General features: G+C 65.7%; 16 protein-coding genes. 7 read left to right on the forward strand and 9 right to left on the reverse strand.

Features of this window, described 5'->3' with window-relative positions; genetic code table 11:
- Positions 1-8: 8 nt before the first annotated feature.
- The 6 genes from K3M67_RS11195 to K3M67_RS11220 form a co-directional block, all read right to left on the reverse strand.
- Positions 9-2,804: a 2-oxoglutarate dehydrogenase E1 component gene (locus K3M67_RS11195; protein WP_285831501.1), complete on the reverse strand. Its 2,796-nt coding sequence runs from the start codon at positions 2,802-2,804 to the stop codon at positions 9-11.
- A gap of 89 nt (positions 2,805-2,893) precedes the next feature.
- Complete coding sequence (gene sucD / locus K3M67_RS11200) at positions 2,894-3,778, reverse strand: succinate--CoA ligase subunit alpha (protein ID WP_066857545.1); 885 nt, start codon at positions 3,776-3,778, stop codon at positions 2,894-2,896.
- Between the two features lie 99 nt (positions 3,779-3,877).
- Positions 3,878-4,840, reverse strand: a complete 963-nt coding sequence (gene mdh, locus K3M67_RS11205; RefSeq protein ID WP_285831502.1) for a malate dehydrogenase — start codon at positions 4,838-4,840, stop codon at positions 3,878-3,880.
- A 325-nt stretch (positions 4,841-5,165) separates the two neighbouring features.
- Positions 5,166-6,278: a cell division protein ZapE gene (gene zapE / locus K3M67_RS11210; protein WP_285831503.1), complete on the reverse strand. Its 1,113-nt coding sequence runs from the start codon at positions 6,276-6,278 to the stop codon at positions 5,166-5,168.
- Positions 6,275-6,736 (reverse strand): PaaI family thioesterase, encoded by a 462-nt coding sequence (locus tag K3M67_RS11215; RefSeq protein WP_066857536.1) that lies wholly within the window; start codon positions 6,734-6,736, stop codon positions 6,275-6,277. The genes zapE and K3M67_RS11215 overlap by 4 nt, the downstream gene beginning before the upstream one ends.
- A 1-nt stretch (position 6,737) precedes the next feature.
- Entirely contained in the window at positions 6,738-7,526 is a 789-nt protein-coding gene (locus K3M67_RS11220) for a succinate dehydrogenase iron-sulfur subunit (RefSeq protein WP_066857530.1), read from the reverse strand.
- 200 nt (positions 7,527-7,726) lie between these two features.
- On the opposite strand from K3M67_RS11220, the gene K3M67_RS11225 reads away from it, so the two are divergent.
- The 3 genes from K3M67_RS11225 to K3M67_RS11235 are packed head-to-tail and all read left to right on the forward strand — an operon-like array spanning position 7,727 to position 10,357.
- A complete protein-coding gene (locus tag K3M67_RS11225; protein WP_285831504.1) occupies positions 7,727-8,806 on the forward strand; it encodes a CDP-glycerol glycerophosphotransferase family protein in 1,080 nt (359 codons plus the stop codon).
- Positions 8,807-8,810: 4 nt separating this feature from the next.
- Complete coding sequence (locus K3M67_RS11230) at positions 8,811-9,914, forward strand: CDP-alcohol phosphatidyltransferase family protein (RefSeq protein WP_066857524.1); 1,104 nt, start codon at positions 8,811-8,813, stop codon at positions 9,912-9,914.
- The gene (locus tag K3M67_RS11235) at positions 9,911-10,357 is read left to right on the forward strand and encodes an HIT family protein (protein WP_285831505.1); all 447 of its coding nucleotides are present in this window, start codon (positions 9,911-9,913) and stop codon (positions 10,355-10,357) included. The genes K3M67_RS11230 and K3M67_RS11235 overlap by 4 nt, the downstream gene beginning before the upstream one ends.
- Before the next feature lie 137 nt (positions 10,358-10,494).
- On the opposite strand, the gene K3M67_RS11240 is transcribed toward K3M67_RS11235, so the two are convergent.
- Together K3M67_RS11240 and K3M67_RS11245 are read right to left on the reverse strand one after the other, a co-directional pair.
- Entirely contained in the window at positions 10,495-10,785 is a 291-nt protein-coding gene (locus K3M67_RS11240) for an RNA-binding S4 domain-containing protein (RefSeq protein WP_066857518.1), read from the reverse strand.
- On the reverse strand, positions 10,778-13,573 hold the full coding sequence (locus tag K3M67_RS11245) for a helicase-related protein (protein ID WP_285831506.1): 2,796 nt from the start codon (positions 13,571-13,573) through the stop codon (positions 10,778-10,780). Before K3M67_RS11245 ends, K3M67_RS11240 begins: the two co-directional genes overlap by 8 nt.
- Positions 13,574-13,797: 224 nt before the next feature.
- On the opposite strand from K3M67_RS11245, the gene K3M67_RS11250 reads away from it, so the two are divergent.
- Positions 13,798-15,327, forward strand: coding sequence for a M23 family metallopeptidase (locus K3M67_RS11250; RefSeq protein WP_285832932.1), 1,530 nt, complete (start codon positions 13,798-13,800; stop codon positions 15,325-15,327).
- 66 nt (positions 15,328-15,393) lie between these two features.
- A complete protein-coding gene (locus tag K3M67_RS11255; RefSeq protein WP_066857513.1) occupies positions 15,394-16,176 on the forward strand; it encodes a nucleotidyltransferase family protein in 783 nt (260 codons plus the stop codon).
- Positions 16,177-16,183: 7 nt separating this feature from the next.
- Here the strand turns inward: K3M67_RS11255 and K3M67_RS11260 are convergent, their stop codons facing one another.
- Complete coding sequence (locus tag K3M67_RS11260) at positions 16,184-17,494, reverse strand: lipopolysaccharide biosynthesis protein (protein ID WP_066857511.1); 1,311 nt, start codon at positions 17,492-17,494, stop codon at positions 16,184-16,186.
- A 167-nt stretch (positions 17,495-17,661) separates the two neighbouring features.
- Between K3M67_RS11260 and K3M67_RS11265 the strand changes: the two genes are divergently transcribed.
- Both K3M67_RS11265 and fdxA read left to right on the forward strand, forming a co-directional pair.
- Entirely contained in the window at positions 17,662-18,432 is a 771-nt protein-coding gene (locus tag K3M67_RS11265; protein WP_285831507.1) for a phosphocholine cytidylyltransferase family protein, read from the forward strand.
- A 154-nt stretch (positions 18,433-18,586) separates the two neighbouring features.
- Positions 18,587-18,925, forward strand: a complete 339-nt coding sequence (fdxA, locus tag K3M67_RS11270; RefSeq protein WP_066857505.1) for a ferredoxin FdxA — start codon at positions 18,587-18,589, stop codon at positions 18,923-18,925.
- The last annotated feature ends 22 nt before the right edge of the window (positions 18,926-18,947 follow it).

The raw sequence follows: 18,947 nt of genomic DNA on the forward strand, positions 1-18,947 counted from the left end.
GAGCTGTCTCAGCCTTTCTTCTGGCGGCGGATTTCTTCACGAACGCTGTGGCCCAGCGCATCGGCGACGAGGGCGCCCTGTTCGGCGACATGGCGCTTGGCCAGGCCCGTGGCGGGCGAGGCCGATGCCTTTCGGCCGGCATAGCGGGCGCGCATCGGCGCCTTTCCGGCCTTGGCCAGCGCTTCCTCGACATAGGGTTCCACGAAGAACCAGGCGCCATTGTTGCGCGGCTCTTCCTGGCACCACACGACCTCTTCCAGGTTGGTCATGCGCGCGATACGTGTCGCCAAGGCCTCGGTCGCGAACGGATAGATCTGCTCGATCCGAACGATCTGCACGTCCTTGTCGCCATGTTGATCGCGGGCTTCCATCAGGTCGTAGAAGACCTTGCCCGAACAAAGCACCAGGCGCTTCGTGTCCTTGTCGGACGCCCCATTGGGGTCCGACAGGATGCGCTTGAAATGCGTTTCGCCCAGGAAATCCTCGGCCTTGCTGACCGCCGCCTTGTGCCGCAGCAGCGACTTGGGCGCCATGATGATCAGCGGCTTGCGGAAAGGCCGCAGCATCTGGCGACGCAGGATATGGAAATAGTTGGCCGGCGTCGTGACGTTCGCGACCTGGATATTGCCTTCCGCGCAGAGCTGGAGATAGCGTTCCAGACGCGCCGAGCTATGCTCCGGCCCCTGCCCCTCATAGCCGTGCGGCAGGAGGCAGACGAGGCCGTTGGAGCGAAGCCACTTGGTCTCCGACGACGCGATATACTGGTCGAAGATGATCTGCGCGCCATTGGCGAAATCGCCGAACTGCGCTTCCCAGATGACCAGGCTCTTGGGGTCCGCCAGCGCGAAACCATATTCGAAGCCGAGCACCCCATATTCGGACAGCGGCGAATCCAGCACCTCGAAACGGCCATGCGGCACGGTCGAGAGCGGGATATATTTCGCTTCCGTATCCTGGTCGGTCCAGACCGCATGACGCTGGCTGAAAGTACCGCGCCCGGAATCCTGTCCCGACAGGCGCACCCCATAGCCTTCCGACAGGAGCGACCCGAAGGCCAGCGCCTCGCCGGTCGCCCAGTCAAAATTCTCGCCCGTCTTGAACATCTCGGCCTTGGCGTCGAGAACGCGCTTGAGCGTCTTGTGGACGTTATGCCCTTCAGGAACGGTAGTCAGCGTCTTGCCCAGACCGTCAAACAGCTTCTGGCTGATCGCAGATTCCACGCTCTGGCGCGCGGTTTCGGCGTCGGCGGGCTTGTGCAGCCCCGACCAGCGACCGGCGAACCAGTCGGCCTTGTTCGCCTTGTAGCTCTTGGCCGCCTCGAACTCTTCTTCCAGATGGTTGACGAAATCGTCCGTCGCCTTGGCAACGAAGGCATCATCGACCAGGCCTTCCGCCTTCAGCCGCGCCGCATAGACGTCGCTGACCGGGGGATGCTGGCGGATCTTGGCGTACATCTGCGGCTGGGTGAAGCCCGGCTCGTCGCCTTCATTATGACCGAAGCGACGATAGCACCACATGTCGATCACGATGTCGCGATGGAAGGCCTGGCGATATTCCATCGCCAGCTTGCAAGCGAAGGTCACGGCTTCGGGATCGTCGCCATTGACGTGCAGGATCGGCGCCTGGACGCCCTTGGCCACATCGCTGGGATAGGGCGAGCCGCGCGAGAATTGCGGGCTGGTGGTGAAGCCGATCTGGTTGTTCACGATGAAGTGGATGCAGCCGCCCGTATTATAGCCGGGGACGCCCGAGAAGCCGAGGCATTCCCAGACGATGCCCTGGCCAGCGAAGGCCGCGTCGCCATGGATCAGCACCGGCAGCACCTGGTCATGCTTGGCCAGATCGTCGCGGAAGGTCTGCTGCGCGCGGACCTTGCCCAGCACCACGGGATCAACGGTTTCGAGGTGCGACGGGTTGGGCACCAGCGACATATGGACCTTGATGCCGTCGAACTCGCGGTCGGTCGAAGTGCCGAGATGGTACTTCACGTCGCCCGAACCGCCGACATCTTCGGGATTGGCGGTACCGCCCGAAAATTCGTGGAAGATGACGCGGAAGCCCTTGGCCATGACATTGGCCAGCACGTTCAGGCGGCCGCGATGGGCCATGCCGAACACGATCTCGCGCACGCCCGACGAACCGCCATATTTGATGACAGCTTCAAGCGCGGGAATCATCGATTCGCCACCGTCGAGGCCGAAGCGCTTGGTGCCGACATATTTGCGGCCCAGGAACTTCTCATATTGCTCGCCCTGGATGACCTTGGCCAGGATCGCCTTCTTGCCCTCGGGCGTGAAGTGGATTTCCTTGTCCTTGCCTTCCAGCCTGTCCTGGAGAAAGCGGCGCTCCTCCACGTCGGCGATGTGCATATATTCCAGGCCGACATTGCCGCAATAATTGGCGCGCAGGATCGCGACGATCTCGCTGACCGTCGCATATTGCACGCCCAGCGTACCACCCAGATAGATCTTCTTGGAGGGATCGGTCAGGCCATGATATTCCGGCGTCAGGTCGGCCGGCAGGTCACGCTTGGCAAGGCCCAGCGGATCGAGGTTGGCGGCCAGATGACCACGCACGCGATAGGTGCGGATCAGCATCTGCGCGCGGATGGCATCGTCAGCGGCAGCCACCACATCGGCATCCGACACGGCCTTGCCCGCCGACTTGGCGGCGGCCTTCACGGCGACCTGCATCTGCGTGGGGTCCAGCGCCCCGGTCAGATCGTCGGTGTCCGTCAGCGGCCAGTTGTCGCGCGCCCAGCTCGGCCCGCGCTCGACCTCGAAATCCTGGTTTTCGTAACCCATGTCCCTACGTCCCATCCCAGCCGCGTGCAGTCGCGGATGCGGGAAAATAGCGGCCGGGGTGCAGCCCGGCCGCATCATCTATCGGCTGATCAGCCCTTCAGCACTTCGACCAGCGTCGAACCCAGCTCGGACGGGCTGGCAGCGACCTTGATACCGGCCGCTTCCATCGCCGCGATCTTGCTCTCGGCGTCGCCCTTGCCGCCCGACACGATCGCGCCGGCATGGCCCATGCGACGGCCCGGAGGGGCGGTGCGGCCCGCGATGAAACCGGCCATCGGCTTCTTGCGGCCCTTCTTGGCCTCGTCGATCAGGAACTGGGCGGCCTGCTCTTCCGCGTCGCCGCCGATTTCACCGATCATGATGATTGATTCGGTCGCGTCGTCGGCCAGGAACAGTTCCAGCACGTCGATGAAGTTGGTGCCGTTGACAGGATCGCCGCCGATGCCGACCGCGGTGGTCTGGCCCAGGCCCGCATTGGTGGTCTGGAACACGGCTTCGTAGGTCAGCGTGCCGGAACGCGACACGACGCCGACCGAACCCTTGGAGAAGATCGACCCGGGCATGATGCCGATCTTGCACTCATTGGGGGTCAGCACGCCGGGGCAGTTCGGGCCGATCAGACGCGACTTGCTACCCGACAGGGCGCGCTTCACGCGAACCATGTCGAGGACCGGGATGCCCTCGGTGATGCAGACGATCAGCGGGATTTCGGCGTCGATCGCTTCCAGGATCGAATCGGCCGCGAACGGCGGCGGCACATAGATGACCGACGCATCGGCGCCGGTCTTCGACTTGGCTTCCGCAACGGTGTCGAACATGGGCAGGCCGATATGGGTCGTGCCGCCCTTGCCGGGCGTCACGCCGCCAACCATCTGGGTGCCGTAGGCCAGAGCCTGTTCGGTGTGGAAGGTGCCGGTGGCACCGGTCATACCCTGGGTGATGACCTTGGTGTTCTTGTTCACCAGAATGGACATGCGTGTCCCTTTATCTTCTGTGGACGTGGCACTTGGGTCTAAAGCGATCCGCCCCAGGCTGCGCACTTACCTGGGACGGACCGGTGCAAGCTTGTGGGCTCAGGCGAGCGAGGGGTCGATGGCCTTGCAGGCTTCCAGCAGTTCCTTGACCGCATCGACCGACACCTGAAGGTTCGCCTTGGCTTCGTCGTTCAGCTCGATCTCGACGACCTGCTCGACGCCATCCTTACCGATGATGACCGGCACGCCGACATAGAGATTGTCCACGCCATACTGGCCGGTCAGGTTGGCGGCGCAGGGCAGCAGGCGCTTCTTGTCGCCCAGATAGGCTTCAGCCATGGCGATCGCGCTGGTGGCGGGTGCGTAGAAGGCCGAGCCGGTCTTCAAGAGCGCGACGATCTCGCCGCCGCCCGAACGGGTGCGCTGCACAATGGCGTCGATGCGCTCCTGCGTCGAGCGACCCTGCTTGATGAGGTCGGGCACCGGGATGCCGGCGACGGTCGAATATTCGATGACCGGGACCATCGTGTCGCCATGGCCGCCGAGCACGAAGCTGGTGACGTCCTTGGCCGAGACGTTGAATTCTTCGGCCAGGAAGTGGTTGAAGCGCGAGCTGTCGAGCACGCCCGCCATGCCGACGACCTTGTTGTGCGGCAGGCCCGAAAATTCACGCAGCGCCCACACCATCGCGTCGAGCGGATTGGTGATGCAGATGACGAAGGCGTCGGGCGCGTTGGCAGCAATGCCCTCGCCCACGGCCTTCATGACCTTGAGGTTGATGCCCAGCAGGTCGTCGCGGCTCATGCCCGGCTTACGGGCGACGCCGGCGGTGACGATGATGACGTCCGCACCCGCGATATCGGCATAGTCGTTCGAGCCAGTGATCTTCGCGTCGAAGCCTTCGACCGAACCGCACTGGGACAGATCGAGCGCCTTGCCCTGCGGCACGCCCTCCACCACGTCGAACAGGACGATATCGCCCAGACCCTTGAGCGCCGCGAGGTGCGCCAGCGTGCCGCCGATATTGCCAGCGCCGATGAGCGCGATCTTCTTACGGGCCATATGCAATCATCCTCCAAGTCATGACTACTGGAATTGCCGGCCCGCCTACGCCCTTCGGACGGGGGTTTCAACCTGCCAAAGGGCTGAGGGACAAATTATCTTTGCAATTCATTCGCAGTTGCATTAATGGAGATTTACACCCTGTCGCTCCGGGCTCCTACCCTGGTCCGCGAGCCTTCCCTGCAGAGGTATCCTGCCGGGCGCCTTTCTCCTCGGGGGCGCCCGGCCTGTTTTGCTTTATGAAAATTGCGTTCCGATGAACGACACGCGCAATATCCGGCGAGCAGATTCCTCCCGCCGATGAACTGACTTGCGATGCGAAAGCCTATTTTGGCCCGTGGCCCAGCGCCAGATAATCGTCTGACTGCATTTCCATCAGCCGCGATACGGTGCGCTCGAACTCGAACGCCCCATCCCCTTCGGGATAGAGGCGCGCCGGCTCCGCATCCGCCGCGGCCAGCAGCTTCACCCGATATTCGTAAAGCGAGTCGATCAGAGTCACGAACCGCGCCGCCTCGTTACGATTTTCGGGCCCCAACACCGGAATGCCCACGATGATGACGGTGTGATATTTGCGCGCGATGGCCAGATAGTCCGGCGCGCCGCGCGCCTCCACGCACAACCGCTTGAAGGAGAAGACCGCGACGCCCTTCAGGCTCTTGGGCACCTGCATGGTGCGCCCGCCCTGAACCACAATCTCCTCCGCCGGCACCCTGGCCCGGTCCTCGACCGGATAGTCGGTCAAGCGGAAAAAGGCCTCGGACAGCGCCTTCGTCGCCTCCGGCCCGTTGGGGCAGTGCCACAGCTTCGCGTCGCCCAGACGGTCGCGCCGGTAATCAACCGGCCCGTTCAGCGTCATCACGTCCAGCTTCGCCTTGATCAGGTCGATGAAGGGCAGGAAAAGCTGGCGGTTGAGACCATTCTTGTAGAGTTCGTCAGGCTCGCGGTTGGAGGTGGTGACGATCGTCACCCGCTTTTCCAGCAGCCCGGTGAATAGGCGCGACATGATCGCCGCGTCAGCCATGTTGTTCACGACCATCTCGTCGAAGCAGAGCAGTCGCGCCTCCTCGGCCAGCGACTCGACAACCGGCGGGATCGGATCGCCCGTCTCAGACTTGCGCGCCTCGGCAAGGCGGGCATGAACGTCCAGCATGAATTCGTGGAAATGGGCGCGCTTCTTGCGCTTCACTTGAACCGTGTCGAAGAACAGGTCCATCAGCATCGACTTGCCGCGCCCGACGCCACCCCACATGTAGAGGCCGCGCGGTGGCTCGGGCGCCTTGCGCAGCAGCTTCCAGAGCGTCGATCCGCGGGCTGGCGCCGCTTCCAGTTCCTGTTGCAGCCGGTCGAGTCGAACCGCCCCCGCCCGCTGGTCCGAGTCGGGCCTCAGTTCGCCGGCCTGGACCAGCGTGTCGTAGCGGGCGATCACGCTGCTCACCTGGCGGCAGGCGCCTTGCGGATAGTGGCGGAGGATGCTGCGACGGGCTGACCATCCTGGGTGATGAGCATCCGCAGGAAGAAGAGCCTCCCCGTCTCCCGCAGCATCTCCACGTCGGCAAACAGATCAGGCCCGACCTTGCCCGCGCCCAGATATTGCATGGACAGGTCGATGGTCACGCCATTGACCTGCGCCTTGTGCCCCATGACCCAAAGGCCGCCGAAATAGGCATGATCGGCAAACGCCGCCAGGAAGCCGCCGTGAAGCGTGTCGACTCGATTACGATGATTGGCACGCGTCTCCAGCCCGACCAGCGCCTTGCCCGGCGCATCACTGCGCATATAGCCGCGCCCGATCGCCTGGAGGAAAGTGTCGGGGTGCGGGTCCGACCAGGCGGCCCAGCCCGCCCACTTGCCTTCGGTCAGCGTGGCGCCGCCCGCTATGCCGTCACTCGCCAACTTACAGCTGCCGTTCGACCATCATCTTCTTGGTTTCGGCGATCGCCTTGGCCGGCGAAAGGCCCTTGGGGCAGACGTTCGCGCAGTTCATGATGGTGTGGCAACGATAGAGGCGGAAGGGATCTTCCAGCTCATCAAGACGCTCGCCGGTATATTCGTCACGGCTGTCCGCCAGCCAGCGATAGGCCTGGAGCAGGATCGCCGGACCCAGGAACTTGTCGCTGTTCCACCAATAGCTGGGGCAGCTGGTCGAGCAGCAGGCGCACAGGATGCACTCGTAGAGGCCGTCCAGCTTCTCGCGATCGGCGGGCGACTGGAGCCGTTCCTTGCCGCTCGGCGGCGGGCTGACGGTTTGCAGCCACGGCTTGATGCTGTTGTACTGGGCGTAGAAATGGGTGAAGTCCGGCACCAGATCCTTGATGACGTCCATGTGCGGCAGCGGCGTGATACGCACATCCTTGCCGGCACACTCGTCGATCGCGGTGGTGCAGGCCAGCCCGTTACGGCCGTTCATGTTCATCGAACAGCTGCCGCAAATGCCTTCGCGGCAGGAGCGGCGGAAGGTTAGCGTCGGATCATATTCATTCTTGATCTTCAGCAGCGCGTCCAGGACCATCGGACCGCAGGAGTCGAGGTCGATCTCATAGGTGTCATAACGCGGATTTTCGCCGGAGTCGGGATCGTAGCGATAGACCTTGAAGCTGCGGACGTTGGTCGCCCCTTCAGGCGCCTTGTGGGTCACGCCCTTGCCGCTGATCTTGCTGTTCTTGGGCAACGCAAATTCGGCCATCGCTCGTCGAGCCTCTTCGTCGATGTCTGTCTGTTGGGGGTCCGCATAACGAAAAATCTGCAAAGGTCCAGCACCGAGGACCATGTTTCTGCCCGCAAAGCCTTGTTGCAAATGGCTTGCAGATCAGCATGGCGGCCAAGTCCGCGTCTTGCTTCCTTCACCATCCGCGCTAGGGCGACGAAATCTGTGGGGAACTCCTATTGCCGATCGACATCGCCTTTCTCGCCATCGCCGAGGCCCAGCAACTCTATCATTGGCTGCCCGCCGCGCTGGAACTGGCGCGCCGGCCCGATGTACGGGTCAGCATCTTGTCCCCTTCGGACATGATATTGGCGCTGGTGACAAGCTATGATCCAGAAGGCCGCCTGAACATCGTTCGCCTGGCGCGGCCGCCATCGCGGCCCGACTCGCTCTTCCGCCAGCCCTCGCGGCTGGCGACCCTGCTGCTCAACTTGTCCACCATCGCCCGCTTCCCGACGCTCGTGACCACCGAGATCAGCAGCGCCTGGCTCCGCCGCATACCCGGCTTCCATCCCCGCCTCATCCTCATCAAGCATGGCGCGGGCGACCGGGAGGGCGGCTACAAGAAACGCCACGCCGATTTCGACCTGACCCTGGTCGCGGGCGAAAAGGATCGCCGCCGCATGATCGAGCGCGGCCTATGCACCGCCGAGACGGTCGCCGTCGGCGGCTATCCCAAGTTCGAACTGAAGGCGGCGCGGCAGCGCTTCTTCCCCGACGACAAGCCGCTCCTGCTCTACAATCCGCATTTCGATCCGGCGCTGTCGTCATGGATCAAGCACGGCCCCGACGTTCTGGCCGCGCTGGAGTCGCTGACCGGCTGGAACGTCATCATCGCCCCGCACACCAAGCTGGCACGCAAGGTGCCGGCGATCACCAGCAGCGCGCCGCACATCCGGATCGACATGGGCAGCCGCCGGTCGATCGACATGAGCTATACGATGAGCGCGGACGTCTATCTGGGTGACGTATCGAGCCAGGTCTATGAGTTCCTTATCGAACCGCGCCCCTGCATCTTCCTCAACCTCGACCGGCACGACGGGTCGGGCGATGCCTTCGCCCACTGGAAGCTGGGGCAGGTCATCGAGCGGGCCGACGCCCTGCCCGCCGCCCTCGCCCGCGCGAACGACTTGCAACCGGGCTATGTTGCTGCGCAAAAGGCGGCAATGCAGCAATCCATCGACCTGTCCCCGGTCCCCGCGTCGCAGCGCCAGGCCGACCTCATCCTGAATTTCGCGACAGCCCCCAAGGACTCATAACGCCATGAGCCAGACGATCACCACCACCCTCGGCCCGGTCCGCCTGCTCGGCGAGAATGCGACGCCGATCTGGGGCATGTCCAATGCCGAGCGCAACCGCCGCATGGCGGAAAGCGCGGCGAAGAACGGCAGCATACTCGCGCCAGGGCATGAACTGCTGTTCAACCTGGCCTATGCCTTCGACCCTTTGCTGCTGCGCCTCGCGCTCGAAACGCCGGGCACGCTGTTCGCCTGGGGACGGACGCCCATTGTCGGGCAGGTGCCGGTGGGCAGCGATCCGCTCGCGGCGCCGACGGTCATCGACCTGTCGGACGGCCGCAAGCTCTACAATCGCCAGCTTCGCAAGCTGGAACAGCCGATGGTGCGCGAACTCACCCCGGGCACCCGGCGCGAGATCGAGCGGCGCAGCTATTTCGGCGCCTACAAGGGCGTCACCGACCTGCTGACCAAATATCTCTGGCCCGAACTGGCGCTGGTCCTGACCCGCATCGCCGCGCAGCTGCGCATGACGCCCAACATGGTGTCGGTGATCGGCGTCACCCTCTGCCTGGTCGCAACCTTCCTCTTCGCCAAAGGGATGTACTGGACCGGATTCCTCAGCGGCTTCATCTTCATGGTGCTGGACACGGTTGACGGCAAGCTCGCCCGCTGCACCATCACCTCGTCCAAATGGGGCAATGTGATCGACCATGGCGTCGACCTGGTCCACCCGCCCTTCTGGTGGTATTTCTGGGGCACCGGCCTCGCCTATTGGGGCCTTGCGCTGTCGCCCGGCACCTTCGCCTTCATCATGACCGCCGTGATCGCCGGCTATGTGCTGCAACGGCTGATCGAGGGGATGTTCCTCAAGGACTTCAAGATGGACATCCATGTCTGGCAGCCGTTCGACAGCCAGTTCCGCCTGATCACCGCACGGCGCAACCCGAACATGGTGATCCTGTTCGTCGCGCTGCTGGCCGGGCGGCCCGACATCGGCCTGATCGCCCTCGCCTGGTGGACCATCCTTTCGCTGGTCGTCCATGCCGTGCGGCTGGCGCAGGCCTATGCCGTGCAGCGCAGCGGCAAGCCGATCGTCAGCTGGATGGATGAAGCGGAGGCGGCGCGATGAACGCGACAATCGAGAAGTTCGGCTGGCCAGCCACGCTGGTCGCGGCGTTCGAGCACTGGCTGGTCCTGCTCCGCCCGGCCCAGCCGACGCTGGGATCCCTGGTGCTGGCGGCGAAAAGTGACGCCACCGCCTTCGGCGACCTGCCGGCGGCGGCCCATGCCGAACTCAAGACCGTGACCACCGTGATCGAGGCGGCGCTGGGCAAGGCGGTGGGCTACAGCAAGATCAACTATCTGATGCTGATGATGGTCGACCCGCATGTCCATTTCCATGTCATCCCCCGCTATGAAGGGACGCGCAGCGCGGCTGGCGTGACCGTCGCGGATGCGGGCTGGCCGGGCCAGCCGGAGCTTGGCGCGGCGGTAAGACTGGACAGCGAAATGGACAGCTTGCGCGCGTTCCTCCAGGAGGGGTTCGAAAAGGAAATCACCAAGAGCGCCTGAAATTCGATATAACATATTGAATTTCAATAGTCTTTAGACCCGTCTCGGCGAACGGGAACGCGGCGTCTCGCGAGCGTGTTTTGCGCATTTTTGAATCGAAGTGCGTCAAATCATGGTTCGACGATCATCCGCCACGGTCAGCCGCCGACCGTCAATTCCTCATAACAGGCCTGCGCCTCGGGCGCTGGGCCGCGCCGGGCCGGCAGCTGGATCACGCGGACCACCCGCACGCCGCTGGGATGGGGGAAGGTGATGAGGTCGCCCGCGCGCACGGGCGCGTGGGAGCGCTCCACGCGGCGGCCGTTGAGGCGGATATGCCCGTCCTCGGCCAGCTTCTGCGCGGTCGACCGGCTCTTGGAAAGGCGCGCGAACCACAGGAATTTGTCGATCCGCAGCGCCGGTCCATGGCCGGAGCCCGCGTCAGCCATTGCGGCCCAGCAACTCGGCGAGGCCGGCAAAGGCGTTGTTGGCGGGCGCGGGGCTGCCGCCGGCCGAAGCGGTGCGCGGCCGACCGCCCTCCTTCTGGCCGCCATCCCTCTGTCCGCCCTCCTTGCCGGGGCGACGGTTGCCGCCCGGCTTGCCGCCGCGCGGCTGCTGACCATGCTGGGGGCGATCGGTGCGCGCCTTCTGCCGGCCCTTGAACGCCCAGTTGGCGCCCGCGGCAGGCGCGGCGGCGGCGACCACGTCGTCCCCGCTCTCCGTCGCCTCTGTCACTTCAACCGCTTCCGTTTCGGACGCCGGCGCCGCGGCCGGGGCGACCGGGCGGAAACCGGCAAGGCGCATCAGTTGCAGGAAGGAGGGTTCGCTGAGACCCAGCGAAACGATCTGCGGGCTGAGCGCCGTGAAGGCTTCATTCTTCGCGATCGCCTCATGCGCGGCGCGGGCCATGCGTTCGGCCATGTCGATCCGCAGCATCTGATCGCCAAAGCCGCGGAAACCGGCGATTCGCGCACCCATCCGCGCCGGCTTCTCGCCCGCCGGGATCAGCGTGAGGCCGGGGCCCGGCAGCGGCAGGCAGGGCTTGGCGATGCGCGCCGCCAGCAGCGCCGATCGCCAGCGCGCGGCGCCGGGCTTGAGCAGGCCATGATGATAGATATCGAGCACGCCGATATCGATGCCCGCCTTGCGCAGCAGATGGCGCTGATCCTTGTCGAGATGGCCCAGCGCCGAATCGAGTTCGGTCCGCGCGATCACGCCGCCAGCATCGGCCAACTGCGCGAAGACCGCGCGCACCACCGGCGGCACGGCCGGATCGGCGGCGCTTTCGACCATCTTGACCAGCGGCAGCAGATGCTTCTGCTTCTGACCCTCGAACCAGGCGGCGAGGCGCGCCACGACCTGCTTCTGCACATCCTGGCCGAGGCCCAGCAGCGCACGATCAAGCCGGATTTCGGGCGCCAGCAGGGTCGGCCCCGCCAGCAGGGTCGCCACCGGCGTCTCGCCCCAGGCGATGCCCGGCGCCTGTCCCGCCTCGTCCAGCAGCGCAAAATCCGCATCCGCCGCAGCAACCAGTTCGTCAGCCTTCACTCGCAATACCTTTCCAAGGCGCCGTTCCGCGGCCGCCAGCAACATCTTTCGGTCCTGATGCCGCGTAGCGGGATCAACCGAGAATCGGAAGCCGTCAAGTCGTCCGATCGTCTCGCCATCGACACAAACGCTCCCGTCCGGCTCTACCGTGACCGGCAGGGTGCTGGCATTCTGGCCGATGTCGCGCAGCAGAACGGAGGTGCGCCGGTCGACGAATCGCTGCGTCAGCGCGGCATGGAGCGCATCCGACAACTTCTCCTCCAGCGCGCGGGTCCGCTCCGCCATCTCGGCGGGATGGGCCAGCCAGTCGGGCCGGTGCGCGATGTAGGACCAGGTCCGCGCCGCCGCGATCCGGCCCGACAGCGTGTCGATGTCGCCCTGCACCGAATCGAGCCGGGCGAGATTCTGCGCGAACCAGTCGCGCGGGATATGGCCGGTCCCTTCGGACAGGAAGCGCCAGATGCGGCCGACGGTGCGGGCATGATGCTCCGCGCCCAGCTTCTGGAAATCGGGCAGGCCGCTGGCCGCCCATAACCGTTCCACCTGCCTCTGCCCCCTGGCGCGTTCGATGACGAGGGGATCGTCGGCCAGCCGTTTCAGCACGGCATGGTCCACCGCTTCCGGAGCGGCACGCAGTTCGGGGCGCTCGGGCTTCTGTTCCAGGTCGAAGAGCAGATGGTCGAGCCGGTCGGTGCGCGGCGTGCCGTTGCGCCAGAATAAGTGTTCCACCGGCGGGAAGCGGTGCGCCTCGATCGCTTCGATCTCCTCGGGGGTGAAGGCGGCGTCGCCATCTTCATGGCCCAGGCTGCCGAAGGTGCCATCCTTGTGATGCCGGCCGGCCCGCCCGGCGATCTGCGCCATCTCGCTGACGGTCAGGCGCCGGGTGCGCCGGCCATCGAACTTGCGCAGCGAGGCGAAGGCGACATGGGCGACATCGAGGTTGAGCCCCATGCCGATCGCGTCGGTGGCGACCAGATAGTCGACCTCGCCATTCAGGAACATCTGCACCTGCGCGTTGCGGGTTCGGGGCGACAGGGCGCCCATCACCACCGCCGCGCCGCCCCGGAACCGGCGGAGCATTTCGGCCACGGCGTAAACCTCCTCCGCGGAGAAGGCGACGATGGCCGAGCGCTTGGGCAGGCGGGAGAGCTTCTTCGCGCCGGCATAGGAGAGGGTGGAAAAGCGAGGGCGGCCGATGATTTCCACGTCGGGCACCAATGCCTTGACGACGCGGCTGATGGTCGCGGAGCCAAGGATCATCGTTTCCTCGCGCCCACGCGCGCGCAGCAGCCGGTCGGTGAAGATATGGCCGCGCTCAGGGTCCGATCCCAATTGCGCCTCGTCCAGCGCGACGAAGGCGAAATCTTCCTTCGTGCCGCTTTCCCGTCCTCCACCGATTGTTTGTGCGGCTCCGGCCTGCCGGCCTGCGCCGATCGGCATGGATTCCGCCGTGCAGAGGAAATAGCGCGCTTGCGGCGGCACGATCTTTTCCTCGCCGGTGACGAGCGCAACCTGTTGCGGCCCCTTGATCGCGACGACGCGGTCATAGACCTCGCGCGCCAGCAGGCGCAGCGGAAATCCCATCATGCCGCTGCTATGGCCGCACATCCGCTCGACGGCGAGGTGGGTCTTGCCGGTGTTGGTCGGTCCCAGGACGGCAGTGACGGAAGAACGGGCGAACTGGGCCATATCCGCCCTATGTCGGGGATGGAACGGCACGGGGCAAGGAGATTCGGCGGTTCCCGCCGCTTTGCCGAGCCTGTCGGGCCGGCGGCACGATTCGTCGCACGACCGAGTCGATGCGCCCCATCTTAAATTGACTTTAACCCTGCCCGGTTCACAACGGCCGCCCCGACGCATAGAGCGGGAATGTCGGGTCGGCGGTGACGATATCACCCTTGGGGGTCGCGGGTTTGTTTCAGGATAGCCAGTTCGGGTCTCAGCAGGGCGGCGCGTCCATATCCCTGTGGCTCGCGGACTCGCTGCGCCGCGAAGCCCCGGCGCGGCCGCAGGACTGGCGCAGCCGGTTGCGCGACTGGGCCGACGAAGTGGACCTCGTTCCCGACCTGGGCCAGCGCATCGGCAGCCTTACCTGGTTCCGTGGCCTTGCCACCTGTTTCGGCCTCTGCGCCACCGCCCTCTACCTGTCCCCCGGTTTTCAGCCCGTACCCGGCGCGCCCGGCCCGACGCTGAGCGACGCGCATTATGACGAGGTGCGCAGCCAGATGATCACGCCGCTGGCGCTGGGCGCGGACAGTGGCCGGCACATGGGACCGACCGATGCGGTGCAGCCGCTGCGCCAGACGCCCGAGCGCCCGCAGATCGAACTCAACGCCCAGGTCGGCAGCAGCGACACCCTGCCCCGCGCCCTGTCGCGCGCAGGGGTCAGCGGCGGCGATGTCGCGACCGTCATGGCGATGGTCGGCGGCGACATCGGCGCGGGCGTGAAGCCGGGCACGCGGCTCGACATCGTGCTGGGCCGCCGCGCCAGCCGCGACCGCCCCCGGCCGCTCGACAAGCTGGCCTTCCGCGCGCGGCTCGACCTCGGCGTCGAACTGACCCGCAATGGCAACGTGCTGTCGGTGAAGCGCATCCCCATCCGCGTCGACAATACGCCGCTGCGCATCCAGGGCGTGGTCGGCGAAAGCATCTATCGCTCGGCCCGCGCGGCTGGCGCCCCGCCCAAGGCGGTGCAGGCCTTCCTGCGCGTCATCGCCGGCCAGGTCGACCTGGGCGGTATCGGTGCGGGCGACCGTTATGACATCGTCACCGAATATCGCCGCGCCGAAACCGGCGACGTGGAGGTCGGCGAGCTGCTTTATGCGGGCCTGAAGCGCGCGCGCGGCAAGGCGATCGACATGCTGAAATGGACCAGCAACGGCCGCACCGAATGGTTCGAGGCGTCAGGCGTCGGCGAACGGCGCGGCGTGCTCTCTTCGCCGGTGGCCGGGCGCATGTCGTCGGGCTATGGCCAGCGCCGCCATCCGATATTGGGCTATACGCGGATGCACGCCGGCATCGATTTCGCCGCCCGCTACGGCTCCCCCATCTATGCCGTGACCGACGGCGTCGTCGGCTTCGCCGGGCGGCATGGCGGTCATGGCAATTATGTCCGCATCCAGCATGGCGGCGGCCTCGCCACCGGCTATGCCCATATGAGCCGCATCGCCGCCGTGCCGGGCCAGCGGGTGCGGCGGGGCCAGGTGATCGGCTATGTCGGATCGACCGGCCTGTCGACCGGGCCGCATCTTCATTATGAGCTGTATCGCGGCGGCGCGACGGTCAATCCGCTGTCGGTCAAGTTCACGACGACGGCGCAGCTGGCCGGTCGAGACCTGACCGCCTTCCGCGCGCGGCTGGCCCAATATCGGAGCCTGCGCGTGGGGCTGCATGACGGTTTCGCACAGGCGCCGTCGGCCGTGCCGGTGGCGAAAGGCAAGTAGATTTCCGTTCGGGGCCGGGATGCAAAAGCCCTTCCCGCCTCTCCGCCACTCCGCTAACGCGCGGCGATGACAGGTTCCGTTACCGCCATCCTGCTCGCAGGCGCGCGCCCCATTCCCGATCCGCTGGCGCTGGCCGCCGGCGTGCCGGTCAAGCCGCTCGCCCCGGTCGCGGGCGAGCCGATGATCAATCGCCCGGCGCGGGCCTTGCTCGACCATCCCGCCATCGACCGGCTGATCGTCCTGACCCAGCGGCCCGACGTCTTTGCCGCCGATCCCGCCACCGCCTGGCTCGCGGCGCATCCGCGCGTCACCTTCGAGACGGGGGGGCAGGGAATCGCCTCCTCGCTGCTGGCGCTGATGGCGGCGGACGACCTGCCCTTCCCGTTGCTGCTGACCACGGCCGACCATGTGCTGCTCGACACGGCGATGCTGGACCAGTTCGTGGGCGAAGCGGCAGGCGCGGACATTGCCGTCGCCATGGTGGAGCGGGCGACGCTGCTGGCGCGCTATCCGCAGTCGCGGCGCACCTGGCTGAAATTTCGCGACGGCTGGTGGTCGGGCGCCAACATCTTCTGGTTCGGCAGCACCAGGGCGCGCCCGGTCATCGCACTGTGGCAGGAGGTGGAGCAGGACCGCAAGAAGGGCTGGAAGATATTGTCCGCCTTCGGCCCGGTCGCGCTGATCGGCGCGCTGCTGCGCATATCGACACTGCGCGGCGGGATCGCGCGGATCGGCCGGCGCTTCGGCCTTGCCGCGCGGCTGGTGGCGATGGACAGCCCCGAAGCCTGCATCGACGCGGACAAGCCCGCCGACGTAACGCTGATCGAATCGATCCTCGCCCGGCGTTAGACAGACTCTAGCCGCCGCTTGTCACGGCCCGGCGGCTGGCGAGGCCCATCATCGTGAAGCCGGCGAGCGATGCTGCGATATTCGCCATCGCCGCACCCTGCGTGCCGTAGAGCGGCAGCAGCGCGGATTGCAGGCCGAGCAGCAGCAGGGTCGAAACGAAGGATATCCGCAGCGACAGGCCAGCCCGGTCAGTCGCCATCAGCAGCGGGCGGTAGCTGACCCCGATCAGGTCGATGCAGGCGGCGACGCCCAGCATCAGCAGCAGCGGATAGGCAGGCAGGAATTCCCGTCCCGCGATCAGCCCCAGCAAAGGATGGCCAATCATCAGGATCAGGCCGATGATGACCGCGCCGACCACCAGCGCCAGGCGGTTCGTCCGCCGGAACAGGGCGCCCAGCGCTTCGCGCCCGTGGCTGCTGGTCCGCGAGAGTTCGACGAAGATGCTGCGCGACAGGAGGCTGGAAATCTTGGTCAGCGAATTGGCGAGCTGGTTGGCGAGGCGATAGAGACCCGCCCCGGTCGGGCCGACGAAGGCGCCGACGATCAGCACCGCGACCTGCTGCCCGATGGAGGACAGGCTGGTCTGGAGGTTGGTGGCGGTGAGGAAGCCGATGATGCCGGGATTTTCGGCACGCGCATCCAGCGCACGGCCTGCGCGCCAGTCGCCGATCCGCCCGCGCCCGACCCGGAACGCCAGCCACCAGTAGCTCAAGGCGCAGAGCAATTCGGCAAAGGCCCAGGCGATCAGGAAGCCGGTGATGCCGGGCATGAGCGCCAGCGCGACCAGCGCGCCGATCATGCGGCCGACAGGGATCATGGTTTCGGCGAAGGCAGCCGAATCGAACCGGTCGAACAGGCGCAATATGCCGGTGGGGCTGGATCGGATGGTGATCATCATCACCATGCAGAACAGCCAGACCTGCCAGCCCATGCCCGGTCCCAGTTCCAGCGCCCGGCCGAAGAAGAGGATGATGGCCGCCGCGATTCCACCGCCCGCGACCGCCGATGCAAGGTCGATCAGGATGCAGAAGCGCAGCACGCGATTGAGCGCGTCGCCATCGTTCGCGGCGAGATGGGGCTGGCCATAGCGCACGACGATCTGCCAGCTGTCGAAGCTGACCAGCGCCTTGATGACGTTGGCGGCGCTCAGCACCAGCGCGAAGCGGCCGAAATCGGCGACGCCGAGCGTGCGGGTGACGATGGCGAGATAGGCGAGGCTGAGCACCGCGCCCACGCCCTTGCCGCCCAGCAGCCAGCCGGTATTGGCCAGGATGCGGGCGAAGCCGTCGCCCGCCGCGCCCGATCCGCGCTTGAACATCACTATGACTGCCGGCCTTTCCGTCATGGCATCGCAGAGGCATGGCATCCGTTCGTCCAGGCTCGGCCCGAATGGCGCGCTGCTCTCCATGCGCGCTTTAGGCGAGCGCCGGGTCGAGTGCAAACGCCGCCTTTTTTTGGGCAAAATTGCCCGTTAACAGCGCGCCCATGACCATCAGCAAAGCCATCATCCTGTCCGCCGGCCAGGGGTCGCGCCTCCTGCCGCTGACCCGCGACATTCCCAAATGCCTGATCGACTTCAACGGCCGCAGCCTCATCAGCTGGCAGGTCGCGGCGCTGGCGGCCAATGGCGTGACCGACATCGTCGTCGTCACCGGGTTCCGCACCGAGCGGGTCGAGGATCATGCGCTCCAGATCTACCGCGAAAGCGGCGTGCGCATCCGCACCGTGTTCAACCCCTTCTTCCAGGTCGCCGACAATCTGGGCACCTGCTGGATCGCGCGCGAGGAAATGCACCGGGACTTCATCATCCTGAACGGCGACACCATCGTATCGGACGAGATCGTCGCCCGGCTGATCGCAGGCGCGCAGGACGCAATCACCGTCACCGTCGACGTCAAGGCGAAGGGTGAATATGATGATGACGACATGAAGGTGAACCGCGATGCCAGCGGGCGCCTGCACGCCATCGGCAAGCGGCTGCTGCCGCCCGACACCAACGCCGAATCGATCGGGATGCTGGCCTTCACCGGCGAAGGTCCGGCGATCTTCCGCAACCAGATCGACCAGATGATGCGCACGCCCGAAGGCGTCGAACGCTGGTACCTCCGCGCGATCGACATCATCGCCAAGGGCAATCGCGTCGGCACCGTCTCGATCGAGGGGCTGGACTGGCAGGAGGTCGACTTCCCGCAGGATGTGGAGGCGGCCAAGGCGCTGACCGCCGCATGGGTGGCCGAGGGGCGCTACGCGAAATAGGATGGACGGGCCGATCCGGCGTCCTGCGACGCTGCACTTCCGCCCGCGCCGCCCAAAACCGGCCCTACATCCCCGGCAACAATATCCTCATTGACCTTCGCGCGCGGCAGGCATAGCAGGACCGCGCTTTTCCAAACGATAGAGTGCCCAGACAATGACCTATGTCGTGACCGACAACTGCATCCGCTGCAAATATATGGATTGCGTCGAGGTCTGCCCCGTGGACTGTTTCTACGAGGGCGAGAACATGCTGGTCATCAATCCCAACGAGTGCATCGACTGCGGCGTGTGCGAACCGGAATGCCCGGCCGAGGCGATCCTGCCCGATACCGAGAACGGCCTGGAAAAGTGGCTGGAGCTGAACACCAAATATTCGGCCGAATGGCCCAACATCACGGTCAAGGGCGAAGCCCCGGCCGACGCCGAGGCGATGAACGGCGTCGAGAACAAGCTGGAGCAGTTTTTCTCGCCCGAACCCGGCTCCGGCAACTGATCCGGGCGGCCGCGCGCCGCTC

Origin of the sequence: Sphingobium sp. V4 (genome assembly GCF_029590555.1) — a bacterium.
GTDB lineage: Bacteria > Pseudomonadota > Alphaproteobacteria > Sphingomonadales > Sphingomonadaceae > Sphingobium.